Here is a 14,735-nt window from a genome sequence, read left to right as displayed (position 1 = left end):
TCCTCCGGATGTTAAAGATACACTTAGAGTAGTAGCTATATTTATTATAGCAAGTTCACATTCCGGATTTTTTGGCTATATTCAGGGTATGAGGTCGATCACACGCGCGAATTGCCCGATCATGCGGGCTACAAACGAAATGGGCGACCAGTGGTCTTTCCTGATCGTGCGCGAGTTCTTTCTGGAGGGCAGCCGCCGGTTCAGTGATTTGCAAGATCAGTTGGGACTTTCGCCCAACACCCTGTCGGCGCGCCTGAAAAAGCTGGAAGAGGCGGGCATCCTAGTCCGCTCGATGTATTCCACCCACCCGCCCCGGGCCGAATACGCGCTGACCGACAAGGGCCGTGCGCTGGCACCGGTCATGGATGCGCTTTACGATTGGGGGATGGCGCAGACGCCGGATTTGCCACCAAAGGTCAAATAAGGGGGCTATTCGTCTTTCAGCTCGCCCAGAACCCACCGCAGGAAGCTGTAAAGTCGCAGGTGAAGAAGCAACCCGAATGACAGCCCGCAAATTCCCAGCGCAATAGCTGAAGCGACGCTCGGTTCCGGTTCAAGCACGTCGCCGAACATTGCCAAATAGACAAAGCTCGCAACGCAAGTTATCGCCAATTTCGAAGTGATGAAGAGCTTCTTCATCAAATCGAAAGTGTTCCAGTTATCCGATCCGGAACACCCGCGCGATTTCGGCCAGCGCGTCGCGTTGAAGATCGGTCAGATCGCCCCCCGCATGGGCGGCCACGTCCTTCATCACCGCCATCAGGGGTTCGAAACTATTGCGGTCCAGCTTGCTCAGCCGTTTGGACAGACGGGTCAGCGCGGCGCTGGCCCCGCCGCATTCGTTTATCAGCCAGCGGCCCAGGATCAGCGCCTCTTCCGCCGATTTCATCGGAATGCCCAGATGCGATTGCAGCGACCGGTTCAGCGCGTCGTGCTGTTCGCGCGTGGGCAGGCCGCCGATTTCCAGAAAGGCCAGCGCCGCGCCCGCGATGGCGACATGGCTGTCCTCCAGGCTGTCGACCGGGTGCTGGTCGTGGCGGCGGCGGAACCCGAACCGCCGTGCGGCGGACATCACGTCCGAGGCCATGCCGCCCAGCTCTTGGGTCATTTCCGCCGCGTTGCGGGCGCGGTGCATCCAGAAATAGGCAGCCCCCGGAATGGCGATCACGGCGGCGAGAATAGGCATCAGCGCTGCTTCCTTTTTGTGAAGTCGTATCTGACCCGTCGCTATCCGCGCAATCGGGCAGAATTTGGGCCGCGCGGGGCACAAACGGCGCGGGCCGATGCGCGGTGCGCCGCCCATCGGGGCAGGGGTGGCATCGGGGCGCTTGCGCAAACCCCGCGCGCACAGCAGGGTGAATCGACACGCCAGTCGGAGCTTTGACATGCGATCCGCCCGTTCCCATCGCCTTGCCCTGTGCCTGATCGGGGGGCTTTTGCTCAGCGCTTGTGGCCAGGAACAGGCCGTCGCGCTGGAATCCCGCCGCGAACAGCCCGTCATGCGCTGGGACCACAAACCCCAGGCCGAGCTTTGGACCCGCGCCAGCATGCGCGCCCTGTCGACCCATGGCGCCGTTCTGGCCCAGACCGTGCCCGCCGATATCAACGCCTGGTGCCCGGGCTATGCCAATGCCGAACCGGCGGACCGGCGCGCGTTCTGGACCGGGCTGCTGTCGGCGCTGGCCAAGCACGAAAGCACCTGGAACCCTCAGGCCGTGGGCGGCGGCGGGCGCTGGTTCGGGCTGGTACAGATCTCGCCCGCGACGGCGCGCGGCTATGGCTGTCAGGCGCGCACCGGCGAGGATCTGCAAAAGGGACCGGCGAACCTGTCCTGCGCGATCCGCATCTGGTCGCGCACCGTCACCCGCGACGGCGTGGTGGCGCGCGGCGGCGGCGGTGTGGCCGCCGATTGGGGGCCGTTTGCCGTGGCGTCCAAGCGCAAGGAAATGGCCGGCTGGACCCGCAAGCAACCTTATTGTCAGTAAATCACCCGGTCTGCATCGACCGCACCCAGCTGGGCTTGCGGCTGTTGTCGACCAGCGACACCGTGGGCGCATAGCGCCCGCCAAGCGCCAGTGTCGCGGCGCGCAGCATCTCGATCCCGTCCTCGGATTTCGCGGGCAGGGCCGAGGCGGAAATCGGCTGGCCCACTGTCATCCGATAGGGCTGGCGATCCTTGTTCAGCGTTTCATAGAACAGCGTGATGTCGCGCAGGGTGGGGTGGATCAGGTCGAACAGATAGAACAGCACCGAATTGCGCGCCCGGATGTTGATCGGCACCACCGGCAGGTCGAATTTCCGCGCGATCATCGCGGCCGAGGCCATCCAGGGCCGCTCGTGCAGCTTCAGTCCCCGCCGTTTCGCCAGCCGGCCCGAGGGGAAGATGACCCCCAGCCGCCCGGCCTCCATCGCCTTGCGGGTATAGGCCATGGTTTCGCGCGTCTTGCCGTGGCTGCGCTTTTCCTTGCGCCATTCGACCGGGGCAATCATCGCCTCCATCTGCGGCAGGACGCGCAGGATGTCGTGATTGGCGTAAAAGAACATGTCGGGCCGGATCTCGCGCAGGCCATTCCACAGCATGATGCCGTCGGCGATCCCGGTGGGGTGGTTGGCCACCACCAGCGCGGGACCGGATCGCGGGATGTTCTCCAGCCCCGACAGTTCCACATCCTGCGCCAGAAGGCGCGCCATTTCATCCATGATCACATGCGCGGGGTGGTCCCGGATCACCTGGCCCAGGGCCAGGGTGCGCTTGTAGCCAAGCAGATTGTCCAACACATGGCGCGACGGCGCGCTCCAGGCGTGATCCTCGAAAAGCCAGGGCGCACGCTCTTCGATCAGAGGGTCGATTCGGTCTTTCATGGCTCTTGTCACCATACATCAATGACAGGGGCGTGACAGCATCCGCCCCGGGATCGGCGGGCCTTGGCCGAGCGTCCCTCAGCCCCCGCCCAACATGCGCCCCACCATTTCCGACATGTCGCGGCTCAGCCCCTTGGTATCGGCGATCCGGCGCAGGGCGGCGCGGATCATTTCCTGACGGTCGGCGTCATAGCGGCGCCAAGTTTCGAACGCGGTGGACATGCGCGCCGCCGTTTGCGGATTGGCGCCGTCCAGCCGGATCAGCCAGTCCGCCAACAGGGCATAGCCCGCGCCATCGGCATGATGGAACCCCGCCGCGTTCATGGTAAGGGCGCCGAATACCGACCTGAAACGATTGGGGTTTTTCCAATCGAAGGCGTCGTCTGTCGTCAGGCGCTCGGCGGTCGCGGCGGCGGTCTCGGGCGCGGCATGCACGACCTGCATCGCGAACCACTTGTCCATCACCAGCCGGTCGCCCTGCCATTGCGCGCGGAACGCCTGTGACGCGGCATCGCCTGCACCCGCATCCAGCAGGCAGGACAGCGCGCCCAGCTGTTCGGTCATGTTGTCGGCCGCGTCGTACAGCGCCTGTGCGCGGGCCGGGCCATCGACCCGCGTCAGCAGCGACAGCGCCGCCAGCCGCAGGCTGCGCTTGCCCGCATCGACCGCATCGGGGCGGAACGGGCCGGGGCAGGCCATCGCGTCGTAAAGCGGGGCCAGATCGGCGGCCAAATGCGCGGCCAGCGCGTCGCGCAGCCCCTCCCGCGCGGCGTGAATCGCCGCCGGGTCCGGGGTCAGCCCGTGATCGAACAGGGTCTGCGCCAGATCATCCTCGCCCGGCAGGGACAGCACCAGCGCGCGAAAGGCCGGGTTCAGACCATCATCGCGCAGCGCCGTGCGGATCGCGTCCAGATAATCGGGATCGGGCGCGACGCCATCGGTCACCATCCGCAGCAGCACATCCTTGGCCAGGCTGCGCCCGGCCTCCCACTTGTTGAAGGCGTCCGTGTCATGGGCCAGCAGAAAGGCGCGCTCGCTGGCGCTGAGGTCGCGTTCCAGGATCACCGGGGCGGAAAACCCGCGCAGGATCGACGGGACGGGCTTGGTGGCCAGCCCCTCGAAATGGAAGCTCTGGGCGCCCTCGGTCATCTCCAGCACCTGGGTTGGCAGCACCTCGTCGCCATTCCGGCCCAGCAGGCCCACGGCAATCGGGATCACCTGCGGCGCCTTCACGTCCTGGTTCGGCGTGGGGTTGGTTATCTGTTTGAAATGAAGGGTATAGGTGCCGTCCTTAAACTCGTCCGCGACCGTGACGCGTGGCGTGCCCGCCTGTTCGTACCAGCGCTTGAACTGGGTCAGATCGCGGCCGGTGGCATCCTCGAACACCTTCAGCCAATCCTCGATCGTGGCGGCCTGGCCGTCATGGCGGTCGAAATATAGGTCCAGCGCCTTGGCATAGCCGTCATCCCCCACCAGCCGTTTCAACATCCCGATCAGCTCGGCGCCCTTTTCATAGACCGTGGCGGTATAGAAATTGTTGATCTCGGCATAGCGGTCGGGGCGCACGGGATGGGCCAGCGGGCCGTTATCCTCGCGGAACTGCCGCGCGCGCAGGGCCAGCACATCCTCGATCCGCTGGACTGCCGGATCGCGCATGTCGCCCGAGAATTGCTGATCGCGGAACACGGTCAGCCCCTCCTTCAGGCAAAGCTGGAACCAATCCCGGCAAGTTATTCTGTTTCCTGTCCAATTGTGGAAATACTCATGCGCAATGATCGCCTCGATCCGGGCGAAATTGGCGTCGGTGCTGGTCTCGGGCGAACACAGAACGGCCGAGCTGTTGAAGATGTTCAGCCCCTTGTTTTCCATCGCGCCCATGTTGAAATCGTCGACCGCGACGATGTTGAACACGTCCAGATCGTATTCGCGGCCATAGACATCCTCGTCCCATTTCATCGACCGTTTCAGCGCGTCCATGGCGAATGCGGTCTTGCCCTCGTCGCCGGGACGGACCCAGATGTTCAGATCAACCTTTTTGCCCGACATGGTGGTGAAGCTGTCCGATGTGGCGCGCAGATCGCCCGCCACCAGCGCGAACAGATAGGCCGGTTTGGGCCACGGATCGTGCCATTCGGCCCAGCCGTCGCCGCTGCCTGTGGGGTTGCCGTTCGAAAGCAGGACGGGCAGGTCCCCCGCGACCCGGACGGTGAAGGGGGCCATCACATCGGGCCGGTCGGGGTAGAAGGTGATCTTGCGGAAGCCCTCGGCCTCGCACTGGGTGCAATACATGCCGTTCGACATGTAAAGCCCCTCCAGCGCGGTGTTGGCGGCGGGGTCGATCTGAACCTCGGCCTCCCACGTAAAGGGCGCGTCGGGTACGTCGCAGGTCAGGCCGGTCTGGGTCACATCGGGGGCGACGGGCGCGCCGTCGATGCGGGCCGAGATCAGCTTCAATTGTTCGCCGTGCAGGAAGAAGCGTCGATCCGCGACCGCAGGGTTCGGCGCAAACCGGATGCGCGCCAGCACCCGCGTGGCCGATGGGTCCAGCCGAAAGGTCAGGTGCACATCCTCGACCAGATAGGCCGCTTGCGTGTAATCCTTGAGGAAGATGGTTTCGGGCGCCGCTTGCATCGGATGTTCCTTTTGAGTTCCCATAAAAAGAAGTAACCGCAATCCCGGCGACTGCAAGCGGTCTGGCATAGGGGGTGGCGGAATGGGTGAACCGGTAAAAAAAGTTTACCAATGCGGATTTCTTCGCTAGGGATCACGCTCAGGCTTGCTGGAAAGGGACGCGCGCGATGACTGACCGTATCGAAAAGTTTGGTTTGCAGATTGACCCGGTGCTGGTCGCGTTCATCGAAGACCGCGCCTTGCCCGGAACGAGGATCGACGCCGGGCGGTTCTGGCAGGCGCTGTCGGAGCTGATCCACGATTTCGGGCCGGAAAACCGGGCGCTGCTGGACCGGCGCGAGGGGCTGCAAGAGCAGATCAATGCCTGGTACGCCGCGCGCAAGGGCACGGCCCCCAGCCCGGCAGAGACCGAGGCGTTCCTGCGCGAGATCGGCTATCTGGTGCCTGAAGGTCCGGATTTCACGATTGAGACCGCCGCGACCGACCCCGAGATTGCCGCGCAACCGGGGCCCCAATTGGTCGTGCCGATCACCAATGCACGCTATGCGCTGAACGCCGCGAACGCGCGCTGGGGCTCGCTTTACGACGCACTTTACGGCACCGATGCCTTGGGCGATCTGCCCGCGGGCGGCGGCTATGACCCCGAACGCGGCGGGCGCGTGATCGCCTGGGCCAAGGCGCATCTGGACGCCGTGGCGCCGCTGGCTGGCGGCAGCTGGGCCGATGTGAAAGCGCTGAGCGTGCAGGACGGGATGCTGCTGGTCGACGGGCCGATGGGGCAGACCGGGCTGGCCGATCCGTCGCAATTCGCGGGCCATGACACGGGCGCCACATTGCAATCGGTCCTGCTGCAAAAGAACAATCTGAAGATCGAGATCGTGATCGATCCCACGACCGATGTGGGCGCACAGGACCCGGCGGGGATTTCCGATATCCGGCTGGAATCGGCCCTGTCGGCGATCATGGATTGCGAGGATTCCGTGGCCTGTGTCGATGGCTCGGACAAGGTGCTGGCCTATGGCAATTGGCTGGGCCTGATGAAAGGCGATCTGGCCGAAGAGGTCACCAAGGGCGACCGCACCTTCACCCGCGCGCTGAACCCCGACCGCCGCTTTACCGCGCCCGACGGCAGCGCCTTCGACGTGAAGGGCAGGGCGCTGATGCTGGTGCGGAATGTCGGCCACCTGATGACCAACCCCGCAATCCTGGACCGCGACGGGCATGAGGCGTTCGAGGGGCTGATGGACGCCATGATCACCACCCTGATCGCCATGCATGACCTGAAAAAGACCACCGGCGCGCGCAACTCGGCCACCGGGTCGGTCTATGTGGTCAAGCCCAAGATGCACGGGCCGGACGAGGTCGCCTTTGCCAACCGCATCTTCAGCTTTGTCGAGGATGCGCTTGGCCTGCCGCAATACACCGTCAAGCTGGGCATCATGGACGAGGAACGCCGCACCAGCGCCAACCTGCGTGAATGTATCCGCGTGGCGAAGCATCGCGTGGCCTTTATCAATACCGGCTTCCTGGACCGTACGGGCGACGAGATCCACACCGCGATGGAAGCCGGCCCGATGATCCCCAAGGGCGAGATGAAATCGGCCCCCTGGATCGCGGCGTATGAGGATCGCAATGTCGATATCGGGCTGGCCTGTGGGCTGAAGGGCAAGGCGCAGATCGGCAAGGGCATGTGGGCCATGCCCGACCTGATGGCCGATATGCTGAAGGCCAAGATCGGCCATCCGCAATCGGGCGCCACCTGTGCCTGGGTGCCGTCGCCCACCGCCGCGACGCTGCACGCCACGCATTATCACACGGTCGATGTGCTGGCGCGCCAGGACGCGATTGCCGCCGGTGGCGCGCGCGGTACGCTGGCCGATCTGCTGACCGTGCCGCTGCTGCCCCATGGCCGCAACCTGTCTGCGGACGAGGTCACGGCCGAGCTGCGCAACAACGCGCAGGGCATTCTGGGCTATGTGGTGCGCTGGGTCGATCAGGGGGTGGGGTGCTCCAAGGTGCCCGATATCCATGACGTGGGCCTGATGGAGGATCGCGCGACCTGCCGGATCAGCTCGCAGGCGCTGGCCAACTGGCTGCATCACGGGGTGGTGAGCGAGCGGCAGGTGATGGCCGCGATGCGCGACATGGCCCAGGTGGTGGACCGCCAGAACGCGGGCGACCCGGCCTATCGCCCGATGGCGCCCGATTTCGACGGGGTGGCGTTCCAGGCCGCTTGCGATCTGGTCTTTCGCGGGGCAGAACAACCCTCGGGCTATACCGAGCCGGTGCTGCATGCCCGGCGTCAACAGGCCAAGGCGACCCGATAGGAAAGGTTCCGGACATGGCAGAAATCACCCTGCGCAAGGCGCGCACCATCATCCGCAAGGCGCTGGAAAAGGGCCACGAAATGCAGTTGAAACCGCTGTCGGCCATCGTGCTGGATGCCGGTGGCCACCCGCTGGCGTTCGAGCGCGAGGATGGCGCCAGCCCCGGCCGGTTCAAGATCGCCGAGGCCAAGGCCTATGGCGCGGTGATGCTGGGCATGGGCGGCGCGGCCCAGATGGCACGGGCCGAGGGACAGGCCTATTTCATGGCCGCGGTGAATGGCGTTTACGGCGGGCGCGTGGTGCCGGTGCCGGGCGGCGTTCTGGTGCGCGACAAGAAGGGCGTCGTGATCGGCGCGGTCGGGGTCACGGGCGACACGTCCGACAATGACGCCGCCGCCGCGCTGGCGGGCATCGAAGCGGCCGGTTTCACCGGCGAGGCGTGACCGCTTTGCACAATTTGCCGCCAGAACCGCGTGCACAGGCGATGTGCGCGCGGTGACCTCTTACCCGCGGGTCTGAAAGTCTATATTCTTGCAATAGGACAGAACAGAGAGCGGAAGATGACGCGCCCAGTAGTCGGTATCATCGGCAACCAATACCTGATCAATGACGAATACCCGGCCCATGCCGGCGGCACGATGAATTCCGAAGCCGTGGCCGAGGTGGTGGGCGCGATGCCCATCCTGATCCCGTCGGATCCGCGTTTCGTCACCGTGCCCGAGCTTCTGGATCTGTGCGCGGGCTTCGTCTTTACCGGCGGGCGCCCGAACGTTCATCCCGAGGAATACGGCGAAGAGGCGACCGAGGCGCATGGCGCCTTCGACCGGGCGCGCGACGCGATCACCCTGCCGCTGATCCGGGCGCTGGTCGAACGCGGCCAGCCGTTCATGGGCATCTGCCGCGGCTTTCAGGAAGTCAACGTCGCCATGGGCGGCACGCTTTATCCCGAGATCCGCGATCTGCCGGGGCGGATGAACCACCGGATGCCCCCCGATGGCACCCTGGCCGAGAAATTCGCGCTGCGCCACAAGGTCTGCTTTACCGAAGGCGGCCCGTTCCACCGGCTGTTCGGCGCGCGCGAGGTGATGACCAACACGCTGCACGGGCAGGGGATCAAGAAGCCCGGCGCGCGGGTGGTGGTCGACGGGGTGGCCCCCGATGACACGCCCGAGGCGATCTATATCCAGGATGCGCCGGGCTTCACCCTGTCGGTGCAATGGCACCCCGAATACCGCGCCGCGAACGATCCGGTGTCGCGCCCGCTGTTCGAGGCGTTCGGACAGGCGGTGCGAGATTGGGCGGCGGGCGACCGGCCGCAGATCCGCCGATCGGCCTGACGGCTCGGCTCAGGCCGCAAGCAGCGCGCGGGCCTCGGGCCGGCGCAGGCAGGTGCGCGAGGTCGGCCCATAGGCGTTGGGATTCGACCGCAATTCGGGAAAGATCCGGAACAGTTCCTCGCGCGCAGGGGCCAGAACCGCGTCCAGACCGACCTGACCGGGATGGAAGCTTTCGGTTGCGGCGCCTTCGGCAAAGATGACCTCGTGCCGGTCGAACATCAGGTGGACATAGGTGACCGTGCCGCCCGCGTGGCGCAGCACATTGGTGCCGTCGATCAGGTGCTTGGCGGTGGCAAACACCTCGGACTGGCCGGTGATCAGCTGCGCCTGATAGCCCTGGATCAGCATCCGGTGCTGGGGCGAAACCAGCAGATCCCGCGCATTGTTGAACACGCCCTCGCGGATCAGGACGGGCGCCATGTTGCCCTGCGCCGGAACCGTGCGCTGTCCGATCCAGCGGATCGGCTGCAACCCGTGATCGGCGGTCAGGACCAGATCGCCGGGGCGCAGATCCTCGATCGGGCGCTGTCCCTGCGGGGTCAGAATGCCGGTGCCCGCGGTGAAGCAGATCAGCAGCGTCTCGATTTCCGAGAAGTTGACGACCGTTCCGTCCGACAGCGTCGCAAAGCCACTCAGCCCGCCCGCGTTGTCATCGGCATTTGTGATCGTCACGGCGTCCTGGTTGATCAGGCCCTGGAAATCCAGCGTGTCGCCGGCGGTTTCGTCGCCTTCGCCGCCGACAATGTTGATCGCGGCCGATCCGGCCTCGCCCAGGTCGGTGATCAGGAACGTATCGTCGCCATCGCCGCCGCTGACCGTGTCGCCTTCGGCCACGGTGATCGTGTCGTCGCCGGCACCGGCGAAGATCTCGTCCGCGCCGATGCCGCCATCGATGACATCGTCCCCCTCAATCAATGGGATCGTGGTGAAATGGACATCCGTTACGGTGATCGCCTGGCCCGAGGTGCCGGCGTTTTGATAGATCACCTCGAAATACGCGACGGGCCCGGCAATCTCGACCAGCGCAGAACCTTCGGCTTGATTGTAGTTGTTGGGGCTGGGTCCGGCTGTGATCGTGTTGCCTGATACGGTGTCGTCGCCAGCGGGTGTGATCGTCACCGCCACCGGGTTGCCATCGATGTCAAAGGCATTGACGGTAATAACATCCAGCCAGGAATTGTTCCCGGCATCGATGTCGTTGATCCGGAACGACACGTCCGCGACCTGATCGTCGACCGCGACACCGTTCGCGGCGGCGAAGCTGACATTGGTGGTGGAGGTGTCGCCCGTTCCTTCGCCCCAAAGCTGGGCCGAGGATTGCGGGTCATAGGGTTCGCCGCCGGCGACATAGTTCGTCGTCGTGCTTTCGACGCTGATCCCCGGGTTGGTGCCCGAACCGGCATTGCCGTCATCGGTGAAATCGACGGTGACATCGATCGAGCCGGTGTTTTGTGTGAACCCGGCGGTCAGGCTGGATTCGTCCGCGCCCTGATCGGCCCAGTGCAGATTCTCGTTCGTGGCGGCGGGCGGCGGCGTTTCGAAATCGCCATAGATCGTGTCGTTGCCGTCGCCGCCGGTGATGATGTCGCTGTCACCCTCGCCATAAAGCAGGTCGTTGCCCGCGCCGCCGTCAATGCTGTCATTGCCCGCGCCGCCATAGACGGTGTCGGCCTCGTCCCCGGAGAGGACCGTGTCATCGCCCGCGCCGGCGTCGATCACGTCCTCGTTCCCGGCGGCGCCTGTGCCGTCGCCGCCATCGACGACCTCGCCCTGGGGGTCGCCGGCATAGCTGGCGTCGATCACATCGGCGCCCGATGTCCCCTCGACCGTGCCATCGGGAATCACCGGTTCGCCGGCCGCGAAATCCAGCACGAAGCTGCCCGCCGGGTCGCCGCCGTCGAAATCGTTGGTGTCATAGTTGATCAGCTGCGCGGGGTCGCCCGACCCTTCGAGCGTATAGTCATAGGACCCGCCATCGGTGACCCCGGCCGCCGCCGAATTGCCGCCGCCATTGGTCCACTGAATATCCTCATAGATATACTGGACCGAAAAGCCGCCGCCGCCGGTATCGGTCAGGATGACCTGGAACGAGTTCGTGCCCGACCCCGAATAGGGCGCCACGTCCAACCAGGTCATGGTGATCGTACCCGCCGCCGGGTCGATGTCCCAATAGATCTCGCCGCCCGAGTTGATGTTCACATCGGCCCAGAACACCGCGATGTTCGGGGTGGTCTCGGCGGTATAGTCGGGGGTCTGAAAGCTGGTCTCGGGCGCGCCGAACGAGATCACCCCGTTCGAGTTCAGGTAGATCGTCGTATAATCGGTGCCGAAGAAATTGATGCCGGACGGACCGAAGACGGATGTTGTGTCGATCGCAACGGACCCGTCGTCATTCCCCCCTGCCGCTTTCGGGGAGGAAGAAAAAACGTTCTCACCGTAACCTGCGGGGCCCCCAAGACCCGATACCATCGTTGCCATTTCGCGTCACACCAACATTCGCCCGCGTGGCACACATACACTTGCCCGCCTGGCTTTTACATTAGACCAAGATAGTACCCCGGCGCCCGTGCCCGTAACCGCGTGCGGTCTTGTCCGAAGACAGGACCGGTCCCGACGTTGGTCAGCATGCACCGGAGCCCGCATCAGGGCCCCGATTCTTCACTTTGATTAGGCACAGATATACCTTTGACGTCCTTAACCCTAAGTTATCAAACGGGCCAGCTTTTGTTGAGATTTCGTTCCTTGCGCGCGCGCATTGTGATGTTTTTTTGACACCGGGTAAATCGCACCCGCCAGTTCCTGCCCGAAAGGACAGGTGAATGTGGTTCAAACATGGCCCGTCAGTTGCATCCGGAAATTCGTGATCGCCACACCGTTGCGGATCACCGATTGCCGCGCCTGGGTCGTCCATCCCCGCCGCGCCAGGAACGGGCGGAACAGCAGGCTCGCCTCGGTGCTGAGCGGCGACAGGCCGTGAGCAACGGCGTGATCCAGCAACGCGGTGTAAAGCCGGTCGCCGACCCCGCGCCCCATCCAGTCCGGCGCGACATAGGCCAGGTCCAGATGCCCGTCATGGCCCAGCGTCATGAACCCGATCACACCACGCTTGCAGGCCACCACCGTATGTTGCGCCAGGATGCGGTCCTGAAACCCCTTGGGCGCGGTGGGGTGGGGCATCCAGGCCTGACGCTCGACCGGGGAATAGGCCGCAACCGCCCCCTGATGGACAGCGCGATACATCACGTCGTAACATGGCGCCCCGTCACCGGGACGGGCCAGCCGCAGCGTCGGCGGACGAAGGGTCGAAATCCAAGCTGGGGTCATTGCGCGGCCCGGGGTGTTCTGATGGCGCGCGCAGGCTAGCTTGTCCGCCGGGCGGGCGAAAGGGCCCGCAGTCGCCGTGGCAATGACCGCGAAGAAGGGGGCAATCATGCGCCGACTGGATCTGCCGCCTGTCTGGCTGGCGCTTTTCATCGCTCTGGCCTGGGCACAGGTCCGCTGGCTGCCATTGGGCGGGGCCGGACCCTGGATGCGCATTACCGGTCTGGGGCTGATCGCGGTGGGGCTTTGGATGACCGCTCTGGCCGCGATCCAGTTCGCGCGCCACCGCACCAGCATCATTCCGGGGCGGCAACCCGACGCGATGATCACCGCCGGGCTGTACCGGCTGACGCGCAATCCCATCTATCTGGCCGATGCGCTGATCCTGACGGGGGCGTGCCTGTGGCTGGGCGCGATTTCGGGGCTGCTTTTGGTGCCGGGCTTTATCTGGTTGATTCAAAACCGGTTTATCCGTCCCGAGGAACAGCGCCTTCAGGCCGCTTTTGGTCCCGCATTCGACCGCTATCGCGCCCGCGTCCGGCGCTGGCTTTAATACGACCAATTGACACAAAGTGAAATCTGCCAACTTGCTTGAGTAACATTATTACTCAATGCTATGAGATCCGGGAACTAAGCCGTCCGCCGACTTGGCCTGTGGGCAAAAAGAGGGAACGACACGTGAAAATCGGGGCACCGAAAGAAACATTCGAGGGGGAAGCGCGCGTTGCGATGACCCCTGATTCTGCGCTGCAGCTTCAGAAGCTTGGCTATGAATGCGCGATCGAGACAAAGGCCGGGCAGCTTGCCGGGTTCTCTGACGCGGATTACGAAAAAGCCGGGGTCGAGGTCATCAAGACCGCCGCCGCGCTGTGGAAAGAGTGTGACATCGTCACCAAGGTCCGTCAGCCCGACGCGACCGAGATGAAGCGCCTGCGCGAGGGGCAGACGCTGATCTCGTTCTTCAATCCCGGCGGGAACGAAGAGGGGATGGAGCTGGCCAAGTCCAAGGGCGCCAATGTGATCGCCATGGAAATGGTGCCGCGTATCTCCCGCGCCCAGAAGATGGACGCGCTTTCGTCCATGGCCAATATCGCGGGCTACCGCGCGGTGATCGAGGCGGGCAACAATTTCGGCCGCTTCTTCACCGGCCAGATCACGGCCGCGGGCAAGGTGCCCCCGGCCAAGGTTCTGGTGGTGGGCGCCGGTGTGGCCGGGCTTGCCGCGATCGGCACCTCGACCAGCCTGGGCGCGGTCACCTATGCCTTCGACGTGCGGCCCGAAGTGGCCGAACAGGTCGAGAGCATGGGCGCCGAATTCGTCTATCTGGATTTCGAGGAAGAACAGCAGGACGGCGCGGCCACCGGCGGCTATGCCTCTGTCTCCAGCCCCGAATTCCGCGAGGCGCAGCTGGCCAAGTTCCGCGAACTGGCGCCCGAGATGGACATCGTGATCACCACCGCGCTGATCCCCAACCGCGAGGCGCCGGAGCTGTGGACCGAGGACATGGTCAAGGCCATGAAGCCCGGCTCTGTCATCGTCGACCTGGCCGCTGAAAAGGGCGGCAACTGCAAGCTGACGGTCAAGGACGAGAAGATCGTGACCGACAACGGCGTCACGATCATCGGCTATACCGACTTCCCCAGCCGGATGGCGGCGCAGTCCTCGACGCTTTATGCGACCAACATCCGTCACATGATGACCGATCTGACGCCCGAGAAGGACGGCCAGATCAATCACGACATGGAAGACGACGTGATCCGCGGCGCGACCGTGACCTATGATCACGAGATCACCTTCCCGCCGCCGCCGCCCAAGGTGCAGGCCATCGCGGCCAAGCCCAAGGCCGAGGTCAAGGAGCTGACGCCCGAAGAAAAACGCGCCGCCGAGGTGGCCGCGTTCAAGGCGCAGACCAAACAGCAGGTCACCCTGCTGGCGGTGGGCGCGGCGCTGCTGCTGGGCGTGGGCCTGGTGGCCCCGGCCAGCTTCATGCAGCATTTCATCGTCTTCGTGCTGGCGGTCTTCGTGGGCTTCCAGGTGATCTGGAATGTCAGCCACAGCCTGCACACCCCGCTGATGGCCGTGACCAACGCGATCTCGTCGATCATCATCCTGGGCGCGTTGATGCAGATCGGGTCGGGCTCGTTCCTGGTGATCCTGCTGGCGGCGCTCAGCGTCTTCATGGCCGGGATCAACATCTTCGGCGGCTTCCTCGTCACCCGGCGCATGCTCGCCATGTTCCAGAAATCCTAAGGAGGCC

General features: G+C 64.5%; 13 protein-coding genes. 7 read left to right on the top strand and 6 right to left on the bottom strand.

Annotated features, from left to right (window positions below; translation table 11 throughout):
• Positions 1-121: 121 nt before the first annotated feature.
• The gene (locus tag CLM60_RS15170; protein WP_217983299.1) at positions 122-424 is read left to right on the top strand and encodes a winged helix-turn-helix transcriptional regulator; all 303 of its coding nucleotides are present in this window, start codon (positions 122-124) and stop codon (positions 422-424) included.
• Positions 425-429: 5 nt separating this feature from the next.
• Here the strand turns inward: CLM60_RS15170 and CLM60_RS15165 are convergent, their stop codons facing one another.
• Positions 430-639, bottom strand: coding sequence for a hypothetical protein (locus tag CLM60_RS15165; protein WP_095589965.1), 210 nt, complete (start codon positions 637-639; stop codon positions 430-432).
• Between the two features lie 19 nt (positions 640-658).
• Entirely contained in the window at positions 659-1,186 is a 528-nt protein-coding gene (locus CLM60_RS15160; RefSeq protein ID WP_095589964.1) for a hypothetical protein, read from the bottom strand.
• Positions 1,187-1,385: 199 nt separating this feature from the next.
• Here CLM60_RS15160 and CLM60_RS15155 point away from each other — a divergent pair, with 199 nt between their 5' ends.
• Positions 1,386-1,985 carry a transglycosylase SLT domain-containing protein gene (locus CLM60_RS15155; protein ID WP_095589963.1) on the top strand — a complete coding sequence of 200 codons (600 nt, stop codon included), beginning with the start codon at positions 1,386-1,388 and terminating at the stop codon, positions 1,983-1,985.
• Position 1,986: 1 nt separating this feature from the next.
• Here CLM60_RS15155 and CLM60_RS15150 read toward each other — a convergent pair whose 3' ends face one another.
• Complete coding sequence (locus CLM60_RS15150; RefSeq protein WP_095589962.1) at positions 1,987-2,862, bottom strand: lysophospholipid acyltransferase family protein; 876 nt, start codon at positions 2,860-2,862, stop codon at positions 1,987-1,989.
• A gap of 78 nt (positions 2,863-2,940) precedes the next feature.
• Complete coding sequence (gene pepN / locus CLM60_RS15145) at positions 2,941-5,493, bottom strand: aminopeptidase N (protein ID WP_095589961.1); 2,553 nt, start codon at positions 5,491-5,493, stop codon at positions 2,941-2,943.
• Between the two features lie 167 nt (positions 5,494-5,660).
• Here pepN and CLM60_RS15140 point away from each other — a divergent pair, with 167 nt between their 5' ends.
• From CLM60_RS15140 to CLM60_RS15130, 3 genes are all read left to right on the top strand, one after another.
• Positions 5,661-7,820, top strand: a complete 2,160-nt coding sequence (locus tag CLM60_RS15140; protein ID WP_095589960.1) for a malate synthase G — start codon at positions 5,661-5,663, stop codon at positions 7,818-7,820.
• 14 nt (positions 7,821-7,834) lie between these two features.
• Positions 7,835-8,263, top strand: coding sequence for a GlcG/HbpS family heme-binding protein (locus tag CLM60_RS15135; protein WP_095589959.1), 429 nt, complete (start codon positions 7,835-7,837; stop codon positions 8,261-8,263).
• A 117-nt stretch (positions 8,264-8,380) separates the two neighbouring features.
• On the top strand, positions 8,381-9,157 hold the full coding sequence (locus tag CLM60_RS15130; protein WP_095589958.1) for a gamma-glutamyl-gamma-aminobutyrate hydrolase family protein: 777 nt from the start codon (positions 8,381-8,383) through the stop codon (positions 9,155-9,157).
• Positions 9,158-9,166: 9 nt separating this feature from the next.
• Here CLM60_RS15130 and CLM60_RS15125 read toward each other — a convergent pair whose 3' ends face one another.
• Together CLM60_RS15125 and CLM60_RS15120 are read right to left on the bottom strand one after the other, a co-directional pair.
• On the bottom strand, positions 9,167-11,635 hold the full coding sequence (locus CLM60_RS15125; RefSeq protein WP_141246536.1) for a Hint domain-containing protein: 2,469 nt from the start codon (positions 11,633-11,635) through the stop codon (positions 9,167-9,169).
• A 348-nt stretch (positions 11,636-11,983) separates the two neighbouring features.
• Positions 11,984-12,481, bottom strand: coding sequence for a GNAT family N-acetyltransferase (locus CLM60_RS15120; protein WP_176473892.1), 498 nt, complete (start codon positions 12,479-12,481; stop codon positions 11,984-11,986).
• Between the two features lie 106 nt (positions 12,482-12,587).
• Between CLM60_RS15120 and CLM60_RS15115 the strand changes: the two genes are divergently transcribed.
• Together CLM60_RS15115 and CLM60_RS15110 are read left to right on the top strand one after the other, a co-directional pair.
• Positions 12,588-13,031 carry a methyltransferase family protein gene (locus CLM60_RS15115; protein ID WP_095590720.1) on the top strand — a complete coding sequence of 148 codons (444 nt, stop codon included), beginning with the start codon at positions 12,588-12,590 and terminating at the stop codon, positions 13,029-13,031.
• A gap of 125 nt (positions 13,032-13,156) precedes the next feature.
• Positions 13,157-14,728, top strand: coding sequence for a Re/Si-specific NAD(P)(+) transhydrogenase subunit alpha (locus CLM60_RS15110; RefSeq protein ID WP_095589956.1), 1,572 nt, complete (start codon positions 13,157-13,159; stop codon positions 14,726-14,728).
• Positions 14,729-14,735: the final 7 nt, after the last annotated feature.

This window comes from Actibacterium ureilyticum, assembly GCF_002285435.1.
GTDB classification, from domain to species: domain Bacteria; phylum Pseudomonadota; class Alphaproteobacteria; order Rhodobacterales; family Rhodobacteraceae; genus Actibacterium_C; species Actibacterium_C ureilyticum.
Note: the sequence above shows the minus strand (reverse complement) of the source record. Positions and strands in the feature narration are given on the sequence as shown.